This is a genomic window from Pseudomonas japonica (assembly GCF_900188455.1).
Taxonomy (GTDB): domain Bacteria; phylum Pseudomonadota; class Gammaproteobacteria; order Pseudomonadales; family Pseudomonadaceae; genus Aquipseudomonas; species Aquipseudomonas japonica.
Genome location: NZ_FZOL01000019.1, coordinates 14,886 through 34,139, shown reverse-complemented (window position 1 = coordinate 34,139; position 19,254 = coordinate 14,886). Strand labels below are relative to the sequence as shown.

The 19,254-nt window shown below is 63.8% G+C and carries 19 protein-coding genes; 10 read left to right on the top strand and 9 right to left on the bottom strand.

The window, feature by feature from the left end:
- Nucleotides 1-18: 18 nt before the first annotated feature.
- Entirely contained in the window at nucleotides 19-843 is an 825-nt protein-coding gene (gene tcdA / locus CHB99_RS20980; protein ID WP_042121941.1) for a tRNA cyclic N6-threonylcarbamoyladenosine(37) synthase TcdA, read from the top strand.
- On the opposite strand, the gene CHB99_RS20975 is transcribed toward tcdA, so the two are convergent.
- Genes CHB99_RS20975 through CHB99_RS20960 form a run of 4 tightly spaced genes read right to left on the bottom strand, consistent with a single transcriptional unit; the run spans nucleotide 822 to nucleotide 3,910 of the window.
- Nucleotides 822-1,232, bottom strand: coding sequence for a SufE family protein (locus tag CHB99_RS20975; protein ID WP_042121940.1), 411 nt, complete (start codon nucleotides 1,230-1,232; stop codon nucleotides 822-824). The two genes, tcdA and CHB99_RS20975, sit on opposite strands and share 22 nt — an antisense overlap.
- The gene (locus CHB99_RS20970; RefSeq protein ID WP_042121939.1) at nucleotides 1,229-2,434 is read right to left on the bottom strand and encodes an aminotransferase class V-fold PLP-dependent enzyme; all 1,206 of its coding nucleotides are present in this window, start codon (nucleotides 2,432-2,434) and stop codon (nucleotides 1,229-1,231) included. Before CHB99_RS20970 ends, CHB99_RS20975 begins: the two co-directional genes overlap by 4 nt.
- 54 nt (nucleotides 2,435-2,488) lie before the next feature.
- Nucleotides 2,489-3,523 (bottom strand): 2,3,4,5-tetrahydropyridine-2,6-dicarboxylate N-succinyltransferase, encoded by a 1,035-nt coding sequence (gene dapD, locus CHB99_RS20965; protein WP_042121938.1) that lies wholly within the window; start codon nucleotides 3,521-3,523, stop codon nucleotides 2,489-2,491.
- Nucleotides 3,524-3,562: 39 nt separating this feature from the next.
- Nucleotides 3,563-3,910: an ArsC family reductase gene (locus CHB99_RS20960; protein ID WP_042121936.1), complete on the bottom strand. Its 348-nt coding sequence runs from the start codon at nucleotides 3,908-3,910 to the stop codon at nucleotides 3,563-3,565.
- Here CHB99_RS20960 and CHB99_RS30175 point away from each other — a divergent pair.
- Complete coding sequence (locus tag CHB99_RS30175) at nucleotides 3,904-4,626, top strand: lysozyme (protein ID WP_245655578.1); 723 nt, start codon at nucleotides 3,904-3,906, stop codon at nucleotides 4,624-4,626. The two genes, CHB99_RS20960 and CHB99_RS30175, sit on opposite strands and share 7 nt — an antisense overlap.
- A gap of 59 nt (nucleotides 4,627-4,685) precedes the next feature.
- Here the strand turns inward: CHB99_RS30175 and pncA are convergent, their stop codons facing one another.
- Nucleotides 4,686-5,336, bottom strand: coding sequence for a bifunctional nicotinamidase/pyrazinamidase (gene pncA, locus CHB99_RS20950; protein WP_042121933.1), 651 nt, complete (start codon nucleotides 5,334-5,336; stop codon nucleotides 4,686-4,688).
- Nucleotides 5,337-5,614: 278 nt separating this feature from the next.
- On the opposite strand from pncA, the gene CHB99_RS20945 reads away from it, so the two are divergent.
- Nucleotides 5,615-7,261 carry a Na+/H+ antiporter gene (locus CHB99_RS20945; RefSeq protein ID WP_042121932.1) on the top strand — a complete coding sequence of 549 codons (1,647 nt, stop codon included), beginning with the start codon at nucleotides 5,615-5,617 and terminating at the stop codon, nucleotides 7,259-7,261.
- 23 nt (nucleotides 7,262-7,284) lie between these two features.
- Here CHB99_RS20945 and CHB99_RS20940 read toward each other — a convergent pair whose 3' ends face one another.
- The 4 genes from CHB99_RS20940 to map all read right to left on the bottom strand — a co-directional run bounded on the left by CHB99_RS20940 (nucleotide 7,285) and on the right by map (nucleotide 12,843).
- On the bottom strand, nucleotides 7,285-7,938 hold the full coding sequence (locus CHB99_RS20940) for an EF-hand domain-containing protein (RefSeq protein ID WP_084702546.1): 654 nt from the start codon (nucleotides 7,936-7,938) through the stop codon (nucleotides 7,285-7,287).
- A gap of 182 nt (nucleotides 7,939-8,120) precedes the next feature.
- A complete protein-coding gene (gene dapC / locus CHB99_RS20935) occupies nucleotides 8,121-9,317 on the bottom strand; it encodes a succinyldiaminopimelate transaminase (protein WP_042121931.1) in 1,197 nt (398 codons plus the stop codon).
- 23 nt (nucleotides 9,318-9,340) lie between these two features.
- Nucleotides 9,341-12,043, bottom strand: a complete 2,703-nt coding sequence (locus CHB99_RS20930; RefSeq protein ID WP_042121930.1) for a [protein-PII] uridylyltransferase — start codon at nucleotides 12,041-12,043, stop codon at nucleotides 9,341-9,343.
- 17 nt (nucleotides 12,044-12,060) lie between these two features.
- A complete protein-coding gene (map, locus tag CHB99_RS20925) occupies nucleotides 12,061-12,843 on the bottom strand; it encodes a type I methionyl aminopeptidase (RefSeq protein ID WP_042121929.1) in 783 nt (260 codons plus the stop codon).
- A gap of 340 nt (nucleotides 12,844-13,183) precedes the next feature.
- Between map and rpsB the strand changes: the two genes are divergently transcribed.
- From rpsB to ispC, 7 genes are all read left to right on the top strand, one after another.
- Entirely contained in the window at nucleotides 13,184-13,915 is a 732-nt protein-coding gene (gene rpsB / locus CHB99_RS20920) for a 30S ribosomal protein S2 (protein WP_009395267.1), read from the top strand.
- 186 nt (nucleotides 13,916-14,101) lie between these two features.
- Entirely contained in the window at nucleotides 14,102-14,968 is an 867-nt protein-coding gene (gene tsf, locus CHB99_RS20915) for a translation elongation factor Ts (protein ID WP_042121928.1), read from the top strand.
- A 195-nt stretch (nucleotides 14,969-15,163) separates the two neighbouring features.
- A complete protein-coding gene (gene pyrH, locus CHB99_RS20910; RefSeq protein ID WP_042121927.1) occupies nucleotides 15,164-15,907 on the top strand; it encodes a UMP kinase in 744 nt (247 codons plus the stop codon).
- On the top strand, nucleotides 15,904-16,461 hold the full coding sequence (gene frr / locus CHB99_RS20905; protein WP_042121926.1) for a ribosome recycling factor: 558 nt from the start codon (nucleotides 15,904-15,906) through the stop codon (nucleotides 16,459-16,461). The genes pyrH and frr overlap by 4 nt, the downstream gene beginning before the upstream one ends.
- A gap of 16 nt (nucleotides 16,462-16,477) precedes the next feature.
- Nucleotides 16,478-17,233 (top strand): polyprenyl diphosphate synthase, encoded by a 756-nt coding sequence (gene uppS / locus CHB99_RS20900; RefSeq protein WP_042121924.1) that lies wholly within the window; start codon nucleotides 16,478-16,480, stop codon nucleotides 17,231-17,233.
- Nucleotides 17,233-18,048: a phosphatidate cytidylyltransferase gene (locus tag CHB99_RS20895; protein ID WP_042121923.1), complete on the top strand. Its 816-nt coding sequence runs from the start codon at nucleotides 17,233-17,235 to the stop codon at nucleotides 18,046-18,048. Before uppS ends, CHB99_RS20895 begins: the two co-directional genes overlap by 1 nt.
- A complete protein-coding gene (ispC, locus tag CHB99_RS20890) occupies nucleotides 18,045-19,235 on the top strand; it encodes a 1-deoxy-D-xylulose-5-phosphate reductoisomerase (protein WP_042121922.1) in 1,191 nt (396 codons plus the stop codon). The genes CHB99_RS20895 and ispC overlap by 4 nt, the downstream gene beginning before the upstream one ends.
- The last annotated feature ends 19 nt before the right edge of the window (nucleotides 19,236-19,254 follow it).

Sequence of the window (19,254 nt, the reverse complement as noted above, 5' to 3'; positions counted from 1 at the left end):
TTTTGCGGGGTGTGCGGCATGAGTACTGAAGATCCACGGTTCGCCGGCATCGCCCGGCTGTACGGCGTCGACGGCCTGCAGCGCCTGGGTGCGGCCCATGTGGCGGTGGTCGGCATCGGCGGCGTCGGTTCGTGGGCGGCGGAAGCGCTGGCGCGCAGTGGCGTCGGCGAGATTTCGCTGTTCGACCTGGATGATGTCTGCGTGAGCAACACCAACCGTCAGGCCCACGCCCTGGAAGGCAATGTCGGGCGGGCCAAGGTCGAGGTGATGGCCGAGCGCCTGCGTGCGATCAATCCGGCCTGCACCGTGCATGCGGTGGCGGACTTCGTCACCCGCGAGACCATGGCCGAGTACATCGGCGAAAACCTCGACTGCGTGATCGACTGCATCGACAGCGTGATGGCCAAGGCCGCGCTGATCGCCTGGTGCAAGCGCCGCAAGATCACCATCATCAGCACCGGCGGCGCCGGTGGGCAGATCGACCCGACGCAGATCCAGGTCGCCGACCTCAACCGCACCTACAACGACCCGCTGGCTTCGCGGGTGCGTTCGACCCTGCGCCGCGACTACAACTTCTCGCGCAACACCAGCCGCAGCTATGGCGTGCCGGTGGTGTTTTCCACCGAGCAACTGCGTTATCCGGGCGAGGATGGCGGGGTGTGCCTGAGCAAGAGCTTCGTCGGCGAGGGGGTCAAGCTGGACTGCGCCGGTGGCTTCGGCGCGGTGATGATGGTCACGGCCACCTTCGGCATGGTGGCCGCGAGCAAGGCGGTGGACAAGCTGGTGGCCGGAGCGCGCCGGCCAGCCGAACGCAAGGCCGCTCAGCCACCCGCGGCGAGCTGAGCCATGCGTTGCAGCACGGCGTTCAGGCCGTTGCTGCGCGACGGTGAGAGCTGCCGGCTCAAACCCAACTGATCGAACCAGTCGGGCAGGTCCAGTTGCCGCAGTTCGGCGCTGGACAGGCCGTCGACCCGCACCAGCAGCAGCGCCAGCAGGCCGCGGATCAGGCGTGCATCGCTGGCCGCGGCGAAACGCCAGCGACCGGCCTCCTGCTGCGCCACCAGCCAGACCTTGCTTTCGCACCCGTGGACGCGGTTGTCGTCGGACTTTTCCGCGTCCGTCAGCGGTGCCAGGCGCTCGCCCCATTGCATCAGCAGGCGGGCGCGCTGTTCCCAGCCGGAGGCGGCGGCGAACGCATCGAGGGCTTCCCGGGCACTGTTGGGCAGGCTCATCGCAGCAGCTCCAGGGCCTGGTCCAGCGCATCGAAGAAGCGCTGCAGGTCGTCCGAATCGTTGTACAGCGCCAGCGACACGCGGATCGCGCCGTCCAGACCGAGGCTGTTGACCAGCGGCATGGCGCAGTGATGACCGGCACGCACCGCGATGCCCTGTTCGGTGAGCAGGTGCGAGAGGTCGGCGTTGTGCACGCCGTCGACCACGAAGCTGGCCAGGGCCGCCTGGGGCGCGGCGAGGACGCGCAGGTCCTCGCGGTCGCCGAGGCCGCGCAGCAGGTGCTGGTGCAGCGCGGTTTCGTGGGCGATCACGGCATTGGCGTCGAGGCTGGCCAGGTAGTCCAGGGTCGCGCCCAGCCCGATCACGCTGGCGATGGCTGGCGTGCCAGCCTCGAAGCCCAGCGGCGCGGGGCGGAAGCTGGATTCCTGGTAGCCGGCCAGTTGCACCATCTCACCGCCGAACTGCCAGTGGCGCAGCAGGGCCAGGGCTTCGTTGCGGCCGTAGAGCACGCCGAGGCCGTCGGGACCGTAGAGCTTGTGACTGGAGAACACATAGAAGTCGCAGCCCAGCTGGCTGACGTCGTGGCGACCGTGGACGATGCCCTGGGCGCCATCGACCACGGTCAACGCGCCCTGGGCACGGGCGTGATCGAGCAGTGGCTGCAGGGGTTGCCAGGTGCCGAGTACGTTGGATAACTGGCTCACTGCCAGTACCCGGGTACGCGGCCCGATCATCTGCAGCGCGGCGTCGAGGTCGATCTGGCCGTTTTCCGCCAGGGGCAGGATCATCAGTTTCAGGCCGCGGCGCTGCGCCAGCTGTTGCCACGGCAGCAGGTTGGCATGGTGTTCGAGGGCGCTGACGGCGATTTCCTCGCCCGCCTCGAAACGGTGTTCAAGGCCATAGGCGAGCAGATTCAGCGCCGAAGTGGCGCCGTGGGTGAACACGATCTGCCCGTTGCCGCTGGCATTCAGCCAGGCGGCGACCTTGTCGCGACTGGCTTCGAAGGCTTGGGTCGCCAAGGCGCCTGGCAGGTGCTGGGCACGGTGCACGTTGGCTGCGCCATGGCCATAGTAGTGGCTCAGGGCGTCCAGCAGGGCCTGGGGTTTCTGGGTGGTTGCCGCGCTGTCCAGATAGGTCTGGTGCTGGCGTTGCAGGGCGGCGATGGCGGGAAAGTCCGCGCGCCAGGGAGAGGGTTGGAACATGATCTTCGGGCCTGGATATCGGGTCTGGCGAAAGGCCAGACCCGATCGTACCACTTAGTTGTGGGCGTGCAGCGCTTCGTTCAGCTCGATGGCCGACTTGTGGGTCTTGCACTCCACCGCGCCGGTCACCGAGTTACGACGGAACAGCAGGTCGGTCTGGCCGGCCAGGTCGCGGGCCTTGACCACTTTCACCAGCTGGTTCTGCTCGTCGAGCAGTTGCACCTTGGTGCCGGCGGTGATGTACAGACCAGCTTCCACGGTGTTGCGGTCGCCCAGCGGGATGCCGATACCGGCGTTGGCGCCAATCAGGCAGCCTTCGCCGACCTTGATCACGATGTTGCCGCCGCCGGACAGGGTGCCCATGGTCGAGCAGCCGCCGCCCAGGTCCGAACCCTTGCCGACGAAGACGCCAGCGGAGACGCGCCCTTCGATCATGCCCGGGCCTTCGGTGCCGGCGTTAAAGTTGACGAAGCCCTCGTGCATGATGGTGGTGCCTTCGCCGATGTAGGCGCCCAGGCGTACCCGCGCGCTGTCGGCGACACGCACGCCGCTCGGCACGACGTAGTCGGTCATCTTCGGGAACTTGTCCACCGAGAACACTTCCAGCAGCTCGCCTTTCAGGCGCGCTTCCAGTTGCGCTTCGGCCAGTTCGGCCAGGTCGACGGCGCCCTGGCTGGTCCAGGCGACGTTCGGCAGCAGTGGGAAAATGCCGGCCAGGCTCAGGCCGTGCGGCTTGACCAGGCGGTGCGAGAGCAGGTGCAGCTTCAGGTAGGCTTCCGGCGTCGAGCTCAGGGCGGCGTCTTCGGCCAGCAGGGTGGCGACCAGCGGCTTGCTGCTTTCCGCCAGGCGGGTCAGCAGGGCGGCTTGTTGCGCATCGACGGCTTTCACCGCTTCGGCCAGTTGCGCAGCCTGGGCGTTGCTGAAGGCGATGGCCTGGTTGCCACCGGCATAACCCAGCACCGGAGTGATGGCCGCGATCAGCTCGGCGCTCGGGTTGAGCAGTGGCTGGGCGTAGAAGACTTCCAGCCAGGCACCCTGGCGGTTCTGGGTGCCGACACCGAAGGCCAGGCTGAACAGGGAATTGGACATGCGGTTACCTCGTACTGAAATGGATTGAAAGCGGGCGGCTCACTGCAGGGCGGCCGCGTACAGGTCCGGTTTGAAACCCACCAGGGTCTTGTCGCCGAGGTCGAGGACCGGGCGCTTGATCATCGACGGTTGGGCGAGCATCAGCTCCACGGCCCGGGTCTGGTCGAGATCGGCTTTCTGCGCGTCATCGAGCTTGCGGAAGGTGGTGCCGGCGCGGTTCAGGATCTTTTCCCAACCGTGCTCGGCGCACCAGCGGTTCAGGCTGTCGCGGTCGATGCCCTGGGTCTTGTAGTCGTGGAAGTCGTAGCCGATGGCTTTTTCATCGAGCCAGGTACGTGCCTTTTTCATCGTGTCGCAGGCTTTGATGCCGTACAGAGTGTATGTCATTGATTCATATTGGGTTCATCGCTTGCCTGAAGCGCTCCCGATACCTCCCGAAAATTCAGCCGGTGATTATGCCACGTCACTCTGGTCCTTGCCTCGCGGTCGTAAGGCTGGGGGAACAGTACCGCCTTTTGGGCAAGCGCTCAGGTATGACGCGAAACGGGCGATACAGCGATGCTGTTGTCACTCGCCTGTCGAGCGAGTTGTTGACGCACGTTAATGCTGAGACGTGCGTTTACGGTATTTCTGGTTTTTCCATCACTGTTCAAGGAATTGAAATGCGCACATCGGAAGCAGGCCTGGATCTGATCAAACGATTCGTCGGGTTACGTGTTACCGCCTATCAGGATGTTGTTGGCGTCTGGACCATTGGCTATGGCGACACCACCGGTGTTCGCCCCGGCATGGTCATCAGTGCGTCCCAGGCGGATGCCATGTTCAGGGAACGAATCAAGTCCCTTGAGGTGGACCTGGGGCAGTTGCTCAAGGTGCCAGTCAATCAGGGGCAATGGGATGCACTCATGAGCTTTGCGCTTGATCTCGGTCTGCGCAATATGGGTTCTTCCACGCTTTTGCGGCTTCTCAACGCGGGCAACTACGCCGGGGCTGCCGATCAGTTTCTTCACTGGGATCGGAGTGGCGGAAAGGTTGTTGCGGGTCTGCATGCGCGGCGCCTGGCCGAGCAGGAACTGTTTCTCGGTGCCGCACCGTCCGCCTGATCTTCAGCGCATGTCGCAAGCCCGCGACACTCGTGGAGCGGGCTTGCTACGGGCGCGCTTCAGGCGCGGGCGAGCAACTGCCGCGATTCGATGAAAATCACCCCGGCAGCGCTCATGTCGGCCATGGCCCGCTCCAGCGAGCCGTCGTTGTCGATGGCCCGGCAGGCATCCAGCACCACGTAGGTGACGAAGCCTTCCTGGCATGCATGGAGGGCGGTCCAGGCCACGCAGAAGTCCAGGGCCAGGCCCACCACGTAGACCGTGGTGATGGCCTTTTCCCGCAGATAGCCCGCCAGTCCGGTGGTGGTCTGCTGGTCGGCTTCGTAGAAGGCCGAATAGCTGTCCACCGCCGGGTTGCCGCCCTTGCGCACGATCAGTTGGGTGTGCGGGATGTCGAGTCCGGGGTGGAACTGCGCGCCGTGACTGCCCTGGATGCAGTGATCCGGCCACAGTACCTGCGGACCGTAGGGCAATTCGATGACGTCGTAAGGTTCCTTGCCTGGGTGGCTGGAAGCGAAGGAAATATGCCCGGCGGGGTGCCAGTCCTGAGCCTGGACGACAGTGCGAAAGCCCGAGGCGATCTGGTTGACCAGCGGCACGATTTCGTCGCCGCGGGGCACTTCCAGGGCACCGCCGGGGGTGAAGTCGTTCTGGATATCGATCACGAGCAGGGCGCGATCGGGGCTATCGTTGTTCGGTGCGGTGCTCATTGGAAGACCTCCCTGGTTTCACGGTAATTGCGTTTGCTCAGATTGTTATGCCGGGTGTTTGTACCCACGCCCCATAGGAGCGAGCGTACTCGCGAAGGGCTGCAAGGCAGGCCCAATCAGCATCCTGATGTGTAGCATGGTGTTACATATTGCTCCGCGACCTGCGACTTTTGTGCAGCGGCCCGCAACGGGTGCAGCTCGTTACTATATGTGTCCAAGGTTGCGCTGCTGTCCAGCGTGCCGGGAACGCTTTCGATTCGAACAGGAAAACACGCCGTATGCAGTCAGCCTACACCGTCCTCATTCTGCTGATGCTGGTCAGTGTCTCCAAACTGGTCGGGCGCATGGTGCCGCTGCCCTTGCCGCTGGTGCAGATCGCGGCTGGCGCGCTGCTGGCCTGGCCGACCCTCGGCCTGCATGTGGCGCTCGACCCGGAGCTGTTCCTCTTTCTGTTTCTCCCGCCGCTGCTGTTTTCCGATGGCTGGCGCATGCCCAAACGCGAATTCTGGCGCCTGCGCGGGCCGATCCTGACACTTGCCGTGGGCCTTGTGCTGTTCACCGTGGTCGGCGCCGGCTACTTCATCCACTGGATCATCCCGAGCATTCCGCTGCCGGTGGCCTTCGCCCTCGCCGCGGTGCTGTCGCCCACCGACGCCGTGGCGGTTTCCGCCATCACCCAGGACCGCCTGCCGACACCGCTGATGCACATGCTCCAGGGCGAGGCCTTGATGAACGACGCGTCCGGCCTGGTGACCTTCAAGTTCGCCCTGGCCGCGGCCATCACCGGGGTGTTTTCCCTGACCGAGGCCAGCCTGACCTTCGTCCTGGTGGCGCTGGGCGGCCTGGCGATCGGCGTCGCCCTGAGCTGGCTGGTGGGGCGCCTGCGTGCCTGGATGATCGCCCGTGGCTGGGACGACCCGGCGACCCATGTGGTGTTCATGCTGTTGCTGCCGTTCGCCGCCTACGTGCTGGCCGAACGGTTGGGGGCTTCCGGCATTCTCTCGGCGGTGGCGGCGGGGATGATGCAGAGCTGGCTCGACCTGCTGCCACGGCAGACCAGCACCCGGCTGCTCAACCGCAGCGTGTGGTCGTTGCTGGAGTTCGCCTTCAACGGCCTGATCTTCCTGCTGCTGGGCCTGCAACTGCCCGACATCATCAAGGCCGTGACCAGTCACGAGGCCTCGCTGTGGCCGACCCTGGCCTGGCGCTGCCTGGACGTGGTGGCGATCTTCGTCGTGCTGGTGTTGCTGCGCTACGTCTGGGTGCAGAGCATCTGGCGCCTGATCGGCACGATCCGGCGCTGGCGTGGCAAGCGCGACCTGGTGCTGCTGCCCAATGCGCGCTCCTGCTGGCTGCTGACCCTGGGCGGCGTGCGCGGTGCGGTGACCCTCGCCGGCGTGATGTCGGTGCCCTTGCTGATGGGCGCGGGCACGGCGTTTCCCGAGCGTGACCTGCTGATCTTCATTGCCGCCGGAGTGATCCTGTTGTCGCTGGTGGCTGCGTGCGTCGCCTTGCCGCTGTTGCTGCGCGGGGTGCAGAAGAGTCCCGATGATGCCTTGCAACAGGAGGCCGACGACGCTTGGCGGCGCACCGCCGAGGCGGCGATCCATGCCCTTGAGGCGGAGGAAACCGCCGAGCCGGGCGCCGCGCAGGATGCGTCCCAGGCGGCCCTGGCCGCCGAGCTCAAGGCGCGACTGATGGCCGAATACCGTCAGCAACTCGACGCCTACAACGACAGCGCCGAGGCCCGCGCCCTGGCCGAGCAGATGGACCAACTGGAGCGCCGCTTGCGCCTGCGCGCGTTGCGGGCGCAGCGCCTGGAGCTGTACCGGTTGCATCGGCACCACGAAGTCGGTGACGACGTGGTGCGCAAGGTGCTGGGCGAGCTGGACCTGAGCGAGGCCAATCTGGGGCAGGTGAAGTAACGCGGCCATGGTCGGCGACCGCGTCAGTTGCCGGAGATCCAGTCCAGGTAGTAGTCCTTGAGGTACTCGACGAAGGTGATCTCGGCATCGTTGTTGAGGTTGATCTTCTTGAGCAAGGCCTGCAGATCCTCCTTGGGCAGGTAGGGGCCGATGACCTCGCTGAACTCTTTGACGCTGACCTTGCCGTCGTTGTTCAGGTCCTTCCGCCCCAGTTCGCCGAGGATCCGTTGCAACTGCTCGTCGCTCAGGGTCTTCGAGCCGGCCCGGCCCACCTCCAGGCCATCGAAGGCTTCGATATGAGACAGCTGGCCATCGTTGTCGGCATCGAGCTCCTTGAACGCCAGTTCGTACATCTTGCGTTGCGAGGCCGTCAGTTGCATGTCCTTGCTCAGCGCGGCGATGAACTCGGCACAGGTGACCTTGCCGTTCCTGTCGGTATCCCAGTTGTCCAGTTTCTTCTGGATGAGGATCAGATCGGGTAGCTCGGAGCGTTCGATGAAGCTGTTACTGCTCTTGTCCATCAGATGCAGCAGCCTGTGCACCGAGTCCTTGCTGTAGCCCTTTGAAATCAGCGTTTCGCCGAGCAGGTAGGTGCTGATCTTGTCGACGCCGCTCAGGAGGGGAGTCTTGGAGTCCGTGCCCATGATTGCCATGACCGCCTGGAGTGTTGCTTCCATGTTGCCACCTTCGAAGGGTTTGCCAGCCTCGGCAAGGCTGTCGCGAAGGTAGTGTTCGGCGAGGGGCGATCGGGCGCAACTGACAGAAATATCAGTTGCGCGACGACGGGATCAGGGCTACGGCGGGGCAGGAAGGCAGGTGTTGTCGCGCCACGGCCGGGCACGACAACCGGATGAGCGGATCAGCCTTCGACGAATGTCCGGATCCGCTTCGCCGCCTCGACGCACTCCGCCAGCGGCGCGACGAGTGCCATGCGCACGCGGCCGGCGCCCGGATTGACGCCATCGACTTCGCGGGACAGGTACGAACCCGGCACCACGGTCACATGCTGTTGCTCGAACAGGTCGCGGCAGAACGCGGCGTCGTCATTGCCCGGCACCTTGGCCCACAGGTAGAAGCCGCCGTCCGGTTTGCCCACGTCCAGCACCGGGGCGAGGATGTCCAGCACGGCGTCGAATTTCTCGCGGTACAGGTCGCGGTTGTCGCGCACATGGGCTTCGTCGTTCCAGGCGGCGATGCTGGCCAGTTGGGTCTGCACCGGCATGGCGCAGCCGTGGTAGGTGCGGTAGAGCAGGAAAGCCTTGAGGATCTCGGCGTCGCCGGCAACGAAGCCGGAGCGCAGGCCCGGCAGGTTGGAGCGCTTGGACAGGCTGTGGAACACCACGCAGCGCTTGAAGTCGCTGCGGCCCAGCTCGGCGCAGGCGCTCAGCAGGCCCGGCGGCGGGCTCTGCTCGTCGAAGTACAGCTCGCTGTAGCACTCGTCGGCGGCGATGACGAAGTCGTACTGGTCGGCCAGGGCGATCAGTTTCTTCAGGGTTTCCAGTGGCACCAGCGCACCGGTGGGGTTGCCCGGGGAGCACAGGAAAAGGATCTGGCAGCGCTGCCAGACGTCCGCCGGCACTGCGTCGAAGTCCGGGTTGAAGCCGTTGCTGTCCAGGCACGCCAGGTAGTGCGGCTTGGCCCCGGCCAGCAGGGCCGCGCCTTCGTAGATCTGATAGAACGGGTTCGGGCTGACGATCAGGCCGTCGTCGCTGCGATTGACCATCGCCTGGGTGAAGGAGAACAGCGCCTCGCGGGTGCCATTGACCGGCAGCACATGACGCGCGGCATCGAGCCAGCCGGCGGGTACGCCGAAACGCCGCTCGCACCAGCTGGCAATGGATTGGCGCAGGGCAGGCAGGCCGAGGGTGGTCGGGTACACCGCCATCTGGTCGAGATTGTCGGCCAGGGCCTTGGCCACGAAAGCCGGCGAGGTGTGCTTCGGCTCACCGATCGACAGCGCGATGGCACGCTTGTCCGCCGCCGGCGTGACGCCGCCCAGCAGGGCGCGGAGTTTCTCGAACGGGTAGGGCTGAAGCTGGTTCAAAGCGTTGTTCATCGGCGCGTGGTCTCGTCAAGGCATTAAATGGTCAGGCGAAAGGATTCGATTCCGCTGGCCTGGTCGATCCGCAACTGTTCGACGATCGCATCCTGCAGGCGGCTGCACAGTTGGGGGTCGGAAAGGGGCTGGTTGTCGGCGTCGGTGATGAAGAACACGTCTTCCACGCGCTCGCCGAGGGTGGCGATCTTGGCGTTCTGCAACGACAGGTCGAAGTCCAGGAAGATCTTGCCGATCCGCGCCAGCAGCCCGGGGCGGTCGGGGGCGATCAGTTCGAGGATGGTCACCGGGCGCTGGGCGTCGTTGAGGATGGTGACCTGCGGTGCGAAGTTGAAGTGCTTCAATTGCCGCGGCACCCGCCGGTGGATGATGCTCGGGTAGTCGTCCGGATTGCGCAGGGCGTCGGTCAGGCCGTCGCGGATCTGCTTGACCCGTTGCGGATTGTCGCCGATCGAGCCGCCATCGTTGTCGAGCACGATGTAGGTGTCGAGGGTGAACTGGCTGCTCGACGTGATGATCCGCGCGTCATGGATGTTCAGGTTGAGCTGGTCCATGGCCGCCACGGTCACGGCGAAGAAGTCGTGCTGGTCCGGGGCGTAGATGAAGATCTGCGTGCCGCCCTCGAACTCGCGCTGGGTGGTTTCCTTGATCAGCACCAGCGGGCCGCTGCCGGCGGGCTGCTGGAGGATCGCGTCGGAGTGCCAGGCGACGTCCGCGGCGGTATGCCGGAGGAAGTAGTCGTCGCCCAGTTGCGACCACAGTTGCTCGACGTCGTCCTGGTCGTTGCCTTCGCGGACGAGGATGTCCAGGGCGGCGCTCTGGGTCTGGCGGATCTGCTCTTCGCGGTCCAGCGGGTTTTCCAGACCGCGGCGCAGCGCACGCTTGGTCTCGGTGTAGAGCTGGCGCAGCAGACTGGCGCGCCAGGAGTTCCACAGGCTGGGGTTGGTGGCGTTGATATCGGCCACGGTCAGCACGTAGAGGTAGTCCAGGTGCACCTGGTCGCCGACCATCTGGGCGAAGTCGTGGATCACCTGTGGGTCGGAGAGGTCCTTGCGCTGCGCGGTGGTGGACATCACCAGGTGGTTCTGCACCAGCCAGACGATCAGGCGGCTGTCCCACGCCGGCAACTGGTGGCGAGCGCAGAAGGCCTCGGCGTCCACCGCGCCGATCTCGGAATGGTCGCCGTGACGGCCCTTGCCGATGTCGTGATAGAGGCCGGCAAGGTAGATGAGCTCGGGTTTGGGCAGGCGGCCCATGAGCTTGCTGGCCAGTGGGAACTTCTCGGACACCGGCGTGTACTGCAGTTTGCGCAGGTGCTTGATCAGGTTCAGGGTGTGCGCGTCCACCGTATAGATGTGGAACAGGTCGTGCTGCATCTGCCCGACGATCAGGCCGAACTCCGGCAGGTAGCGGCCAAGGATGCCGTAGCGGTTCATCCGCCGCAGGTTGCGGTGGATACCGATCTCGCACTTGAACAGCTCGATGAACAGGCTGGTGTTGCGGATGTCGTTGCGGAAGTCGTCGTCGATCAGGTGGCGGTTTTCGCGCAGCAGGCGAATGGTGTCGGCGCGCACGCCCTTGATTTCCGGGTGCTGGGCCATCAGCACGAAGATTTCCAGCATGGCGAACGGCGTGCGCTTGAACACGTTCGGACGCACCGCCTCGATATAGCCGTCGTGGAGCTGGAAGCGCGCGTTCAGCGGCTGGGTATTGCTGCTGCTGTCCTCGCTGAGGATGACTTCCTCGAAGTGCTGGATGATCAGGTCGCTGAGCTCGGCGATGCTCATCACCACCCGATAGTACTGCTGCATGAACTGCTCGATGGCGCGCTTGGGGTTGTCATCGGTGAAACCGAGCAGGGCGGCGATGCTGCGCTGGTGGTCGAACAGCAGGCGGTCCTCGGCGCGTCCGGCGAGCATGTGCAGGGCGTAGCGCACCTTCCAGAGGAACTCCTGGGATGAGGCCAGCAGCTTGTTCTCGCTTTCGATGAGGAAACCTTCGCCGGCCAGGGCGTGCAGGTTCAGGGTGCCGTACTGACGACGAGCCACCCAGAGCAGCGTCTGGATGTCGCGCAGGCCGCCGGGGGAGCCCTTGACGTTGGGCTCGAGGTTGTACTCGGTGTCGTTGTACTTGTGGTGGCGGGCCTTCTGCTCGGCGCGCTTGGCCAGGAAGAACTCCTTGCTCGGCCACATGTGCGCGGTGCTGGTGACGTCCAGCATGCGCTGGCGCAGGTGTTCGGGGCCGGCGACGGTGCGGCTTTCCATCAGGTTGGTGATCACCGTCAGGTCGGCGCGGGCCTGTTCGGCGCATTCGTCCACCGAGCGCACGCTCTGGCCTACTTCCAGGCCGATGTCCCACAGCAGGGTGAGAAAACGCTCGATCGAATCGCGGAAAACCTCATGATCGGCACTGTCCAGCAGGATCAGCAGGTCGATATCGGAGTAAGGATGCAGTTCGCCGCGGCCGTAACCGCCCACCGCGACCAGGGCGATGTCGGCATCCTCGCTCCAGTCGAACTGCTTCCAGGCCTGTTGCAGGACATTGTCGACGAACCAGGCGCGATCCTCGATCAGCCGGCGGATGTCGCGGCCTTCGCGAAAACGCTGGTCAAGCACCTCGCCGGCGCGGCGGATGGCCTTCTTGAACGCCGCGATGGGGCTTGACTTGAGGGCCAGTTCCGCCTGGAACTGGCCGCGATCGAACAGCTCGGGATCCACCTGGGGCATCGAATCGTCCTGTCTGGTCAGGCTGAAGTACGGGGGATGGTGTCGTCTTTGCGCAGGGTGAAGATTTCGTAACCGGTCGCGGTGACCACCAGGGTGTGTTCCCACTGGGCCGAGAGCTTGCGGTCCTTGGTGATGGCGGTCCAGCCGTCGCCCAGCACCTTGGTGTCGGCCTTGCCCTGGTTGATCATCGGTTCGATGGTGAAGGTCATGCCTTCCTTCAGTTCCATGCCGGTGCCGGCGCGGCCGTAGTGGAGGATCTGCGGCTCTTCGTGGAACACCTTGCCGATGCCGTGGCCGCAGAATTCGCGAACCACCGAGAAACCATTCTTTTCCGCGTGTTTCTGGATCACTTCGCCGATGTCGCCCAGACGGCAGCCCGGCCGGACCAGCTCGATGGCCTTGTACAGGCATTCCTGGGTGACCTGGGACAGCCGCTCGGCCCAGACCGGCACGCCGCCGACGTGGAACATGCGGCTGGTGTCGCCGTGGTAGCCGTCCTTGATCACGGTGACGTCGATGTTCAGGGTGTCACCGGCCTTGAGCGGCTTTTCATTGGGGATGCCGTGGCACACCACATGGTTGATCGAAGTGCAGATCGACTTGGGAAAACCCTTGTAGTTGAGCGGGGCGGGGATGGCCTGCTGAACGTTGACGATGTAGTCGTGGCAGATGCGATCCAGTTCTTCGGTGGTCACGCCAGGCTTGACGTGCTCTTCGATCATTTCCAGGACTTCGGCGGCAAGGCGGCCGGCGACGCGCATCTTTTCGATGTCTTCGGCGGTTTTGATGGTGACGGTCATTGCAGGCTCTCTACGGCGCCCCGGGGCGCGGGCGAACGGGAAAGGCGCGATTCTAGCAGAGCGAGCGCCGGTTCAGGGCCTCGCACGGCGACTGCTGCCTTCATGGATGCTGGCATTCTGGCGCGATTGTGCCCGGGGTGCAAAAGCCCGCAAGGGCATTGGTATTTCGGGTTTCGTTCGTCATTCGAGTGTGGTATAAAATGCGCCGCTTTCCGGGGATGGCCCCGAAAGCTCTAACCCACACACGTATCGACACGGTGACCTGGGTGCCCCGATCCACGGATCGCGGGTTGGTCATTGGGATGCGTGGAGGCCCAACCCGACTTATCAAGGAACTATCATGTCCCAAGTCAACATGCGCGATATGCTGAAGGCCGGTGTGCACTTCGGCCACCAGACCCGTTACTGGAACCCGAAAATGGGCAAGTTCATTTTCGGCGCGCGCAACAAGATTCACATCATCAACCTGGAAAAAACCCTGCCAATGTTCAACGAGGCTCTGACCTTCGTAGAGCGTCTGGCCCAGGGCAAGAACAAGATCCTGTTCGTCGGCACCAAGCGTTCCGCTGGCAAGATCGTTGCTGAAGAAGCAGCACGTTGCGGTTCGCCATACGTCGACCACCGCTGGTTGGGCGGCATGCTGACCAACTACAAGACCATCCGTGCTTCGATCAAGCGTCTGCGCGAGCTGGAAACCCAGGCTGAAGACGGTACTTTCGCCAAGCTGACCAAGAAAGAAGCCCTGATGCGCTCCCGTGATCTGGAAAAACTGGATCGCAGCCTGGGTGGTATCAAGGACATGGGCGGCCTGCCTGATGCCCTGTTCGTGATCGACGTCGAGCACGAGCGCATCGCCATCACCGAAGCCAACAAGCTGGGCATTCCGGTCATCGGCGTTGTCGATACCAACAGCAGCCCGGAAGGCGTTGACTACGTCATCCCAGGTAACGATGACGCCATCCGCGCTATCCAGCTGTACATGGGTTCGATGGCTGACGCCGTCATCCGTGGTCGCAACAACGTAGCCGGCGGCACCGAAGTTTACGCTGAAGAAGCGCCAGCTGCCGAGTAAGCGACGCTAGCGTCGATTGGCACGCAAAAAGGGGGCTAGGCCCCCTTTTTGCCACCTTGAAATCCTCCTGTCGCCAAGTGCCCGCATCATCGACGCGCCGCACACAGACAGGTAGTTGATTTCCAGAATTGAACCCCCGTGAACAGCGGGTGGAATGGTTGAAAACCTATCCAAGAGGATTTTGAAATGGCAGAAATTACTGCAGCGCTGGTAAAAGAACTGCGTGAGCGTACCGGCCAAGGCATGATGGAGTGCAAGAAGGCACTGGTAGCCGCTGGTGGCGATATCGAAAAAGCCATTGACGACATGCGTGCTTCGGGCGCCATCAAGGCTGCCAAGAAGGCTGGCAACATCGCCGCCGAAGGTTCGATCGCCGTTCGCGCCGAAGGTAATCGTGGCCTGATCATCGAAGTCAACTCGCAGACCGACTTCCTGGCTCTGCAGGACGACTTCAAAGGCTTCGTCAAGGACAGCCTGAACGAAGCGTTCGAACAGAACCTGACCGACGCCGCTCCGCTGATCGCTTCCCGCGAATCCGCTCGTGAAGCCCTGGTCGCCAAGTGCGGCGAGAACGTCAACATCCGTCGTCTGTCGGCTGTCGAAGGTGACGTGATCGGTTCCTACCTGCACGGCCACCGCATCGGTGTCCTGGTTGTCCTGAAAGGCGGCAACCCTGAGCTGGCCAAGCAGATCGCCATGCACGTAGCGGCCAGCAACCCTGCCGTCGTTCGTCCGGAAGACGTTTCCGAGGAACTGGTTGCCAAGGAAAAAGAAATCTTCCTGCAGCTGAACGCCGAAAAAATCGCCGGCAAGCCAGAGAACATCGTCGAGAACATGGTCAAGGGCCGTATCGCCAAGTTCCTGTCCGAAGCCAGCCTGGTCGAGCAAGCGTTCATCATGGATCCGGAAGTCAAGGTCGGTGAACTGGCCAAGAAAGCCGGCGCCGAAGTCGTTTCCTTCGTTCGTTACGAAGTAGGCGAAGGCATCGAGAAGAAAGAAGACGACTTCGCTGCTGAAGTTGCTGCTCAAGTGGCTGCTGCCCAGAAGCAATAAGACGGATTTACATCTGTCGCCCCAAAGAGGCTGCCCGCTCACGCGCGCAGCCTCTTTGTCAAAGCGCAGGCGCTTTTTGTGCCAAAAGCCGAAATTCGCTTGTGCTCTGGCGCCCCGAGGGTGCCAAGCTACAGTTGGCGCAGACTGAAAACAGTCCGCCCGGAATTTATACAAACGCCGCAGGAGAGATTCGCAATGGCTCAGCAGGTGAGTGGTCGTCAGCCTCGCTATAAACGCATTTTGCTCAAACTTAGCGGCGAGGCCCTGATGGGCTCGGAAGACTTCGGGATCGACCCGAAGGTGCTGGACCGCATGGCGCTGGAAGTGGGTCAGCTGGTCGGTATCGGTGTCCAGGTGGGCCTGGTGATCGGCGGTGGCAACCTGTTCCGTGGTGCGGCCCTGAGCGCGGCCGGCATGGATCGCGTCACCGGTGACCACATGGGAATGCTGGCGACCGTGATGAACGCCCTGGCCATGCGCGACGCGCTGGAGCGCTCGAACATCCCGGCCATCGTCATGTCGGCCATTTCCATGGTTGGCGTCACCGACCACTACGATCGCCGCAAGGGCATTCGCCACCTGAACTCTGGCGACGTGGTGATCTTCGCTGCCGGTACCGGAAACCCGTTCTTCACCACCGACTCGGCCGCCTGTCTGCGCGCGATTGAAATCGATGCTGACGTCGTGCTGAAGGCAACCAAGGTCGACGGCGTGTACACTGCCGATCCGTTCAAGGATCCGCATGCCGAGAAATTCGATCGTCTGACGTACGATGAAGTACTCGACCGCAAACTGGGTGTGATGGACCTGACCGCAATCTGCCTGTGCCGTGACCACAAGATGCCATTGCGGGTATTCAACATGAACAAGCCTGGCGCCTTGCTGAACATCGTAGTGGGCGGCGCTGAAGGAACTCTGATCGAGGAAGGCGAAGAATGATCAACGATATCAAGAAAGACGCTCAGGACCGCATGGGCAAATCCATCGAGGCACTGGGTCGCAACCTGGCCGCGATCCGCACCGGCCGTGCCCACCCAAGCATCCTCGACAGCGTCAAGGTTACTGCCTGGGGTAGCGAGATGCCGCTGAACCAGGTCGCCGCGATCAGCGTCGAGGACGCCCGCACCCTGAAGATCGTCGCTCACGACAAGAACCTCAGCGCCGCCATCGAGAAGGCCATCCTGACCTCGGATCTGGGCCTGAACCCGAGCAGCGCCGGCACCACCATCCGCGTTCCGATGCCGGCCTTGACCGAGGAAACCCGCAAGGGCTACACCAAGCAGGCTCGCGGTGTTGCCGAGGATGCCAAGGTCGCCGTGCGCAACGTGCGCCGCGATGCCCTGGCCGATCTGAAGAAACTGTCCAAGGACAAGGAAATCAGCGAAGACGAAGAGCGTCGCGCCGCTGACGAGCTGCAGAAGCTCACCGACAAGTTCGTCGGCGAAGTCGACAAGGCTCTGGAAGCAAAAGAAAAGGACCTGATGGCCGTTTAAGGTCGGGGTTTTTTCAATGGAAAAGAGCAAGCAGGGTGTGCCGTCCTCGGTGCCGCGTCATGTCGCGATCATCATGGACGGAAATAATCGCTGGGCGAAGAAGCGCCTGTTGCCTGGCGTGGCCGGGCACAAGGCTGGCGTGGACGCGGTGCGGGCCGTCATCGAGGTCTGTGCCGAGGCCAAGGTCGAGGTGCTGACCCTGTTCGCCTTCTCCAGCGAGAACTGGCAACGCCCGGCCGACGAGGTCGGGGCGTTGATGGAGCTGTTCTTCTCGGCCCTGCGCCGGGAGGCCAGGCGCCTCAACGAGAACAACATCAGTCTGCGGATCATCGGCGATCGCTCGCGCTTTCACCCTGAGCTGCAGGCCGCCATGCGCGAAGTCGAAGCGCTGACCGCTGGCAACAACCGTTTCATCCTGCAGGTCGCCGCCAACTATGGCGGTCAGTGGGATATCGCCCAGGCCGCCCAGCGCCTGGCGCGCGAGGTACAGGCTGGCCATCTGCGACCGGAAGACATCACCCCCGATCTGTTGCAGACCTGTCTGGCCACCGGTGACCTGCCGCTGCCGGACCTGTGCATCCGTACCGGAGGCGAGCACCGCATCAGCAATTTCCTGCTGTGGCAACTGGCCTATTCCGAGCTGTACTTCTCCGACCTCTACTGGCCGGACTTCAAACACGAGGCCATGCGCAATGCGTTGGCCGATTTCGCTTCGCGCCAGCGCCGCTTCGGTAAAACCAGCGAGCAGGTCGAAGCTGGAGCCCGTGCTTAATGCTCAAGCAACGCATCATTACCGCGCTGATCCTGCTGCCGATCGCTCTGGGTGGGTTCTTCCTGCTCGACGGGGCGGAGTTCGCCCTGTTCATCGGTCTGGTGGTTACCCTTGGCGCCTGGGAATGGGCGCGCCTTGCCGGCCTGGTGGCCCAGGTAATGCGCGTGGCCTACGCCGCCGTCATCGCCGGTTTGCTGATGTTGCTCCACCTGCTCCCGGAGCTGGCACCCTGGGTGCTCGGCGCCGCGGTTCTGTGGTGGGGCGTCGCGACCTGGCTGGTGATGACCTACCCGCGCAGCAGCGAGCTGTGGGCCAGTGCCGCCTGTCGTCTGCTGATCGGCACCCTCATATTGTTGCCGGCCTGGCAAGGTCTGGTGCTGCTCAAGCACTGGGCCATGGGCAACTGGCTGATTCTCGCGGTCATGGTGCTGGTCTGGGGGGCCGATATCGGGGCCTACTTCTCCGGACGAGCCTTCGGTAAGCGCAAGCTGGCGCCGCAGGTAAGCCCTGGCAAAAGCTGGGAAGGGGTCTACGGTGGCCTGGCGCTGAGCCTGGTGATTACCCTCGCGGTCGGCCTGACCCGGCAGTGGAGCATCGGTGAACTGATACTCGGCCTGTTTGGCGCGGCCCTGGTGGTGATGGGCTCGGTGGTCGGCGACTTGACCGAAAGCATGTTCAAGCGCCGCTCCGGTATAAAGGACAGCAGCAACCTGCTGCCAGGCCATGGCGGTGTGCTTGACCGGATCGACAGCCTGACCGCGGCCATTCCGCTGTTCGCCGTGCTGCTCTGGGCGGCCGACTGGGGCGTCCTGTGAGTCGTGTTCAGCGTATTACCGTGCTGGGGGCCACCGGCTCGATCGGCCTGAGCACCCTGGATGTCATCGCCCGCCATCCCGATCGTTACGAAACCTTCGCCCTGACCGGCTATTCGAGGCTCGACGAGCTGCTGGCGCTGTGCCTGAAGCATACGCCGGTGTTCGCCGTCGTGCCTGACGAGGCCAGTGCCGCCACCTTGCGCGCCGGGCTCGATGCGGCAGGCTCGCGCACCGAAGTGTTGGTCGGCGAGCGTGGTTTGTGTGCGGTCGCCGCCGATCCCCAGGTCGATGCGGTGATGGCGGCCATCGTCGGTGCGGCGGGCCTGCGTCCGACCCTGGCGGCGGTGGAGGCGGGCAAGAAAGTCCTGCTGGCCAACAAGGAAGCGCTGGTGATGTCCGGTGCCCTGTTCATGGAGGCGGTACGGCGCAACAACGCGGTGCTGTTGCCCATCGACAGTGAACACAACGCAATCTTCCAGTGTCTGCCCGGCGATTATGCGCGGGGTCTGACTCAGGTGGGGGTGCGTCGGATTCTGCTCACGGCCTCCGGTGGCCCGTTCCGTCAGACCCCGGCCGCCGAACTGGCGCAGGTGACGCCCGAGCAAGCCTGTGCCCACCCCAACTGGTCCATGGGGCGGAAGATTTCCGTCGACTCCGCGAGCATGATGAACAAGGGCCTCGAACTGATCGAGGCCTGCTGGCTGTTCGACGCGCCGCCGTCCCGGATCGAGGTGGTGGTCCATCCGCAAAGTGTGATTCACTCCCTGGTCGACTATGTGGACGGCTCGGTATTGGCCCAACTGGGCAACCCTGATATGCGTACGCCGATCGCCAACGCCCTGGCCTGGCCCGAGCGCATCGATTCCGGTGTGGCGCCACTGGACCTGTTCGCCATCGCCCGCCTGGACTTCCAGGCTCCGGACGAACAGCGTTTCCCTTGTCTGCGCCTGGCACGCGAGGCGGCCGAGGCCGGCAACAGTGCTCCGGCGGTGCTCAACGCCGCCAACGAAGTTGCGGTGGAAGCCTTTCTTCAGCGGCGCATCCGCTTCCCGGAGATCGCGAGTATGATCGGACAGGTACTGGAGCGGGAGCCGGTGGTTGCCGTGGATTCGCTCGATGCGGTATTCGCCGCCGACCAGCGGGCCCGGGAACTGGCGGGAGAGTGGCTGACCCGCCACGGGCGTTAGGGGTCCTGCTGAACGTTAT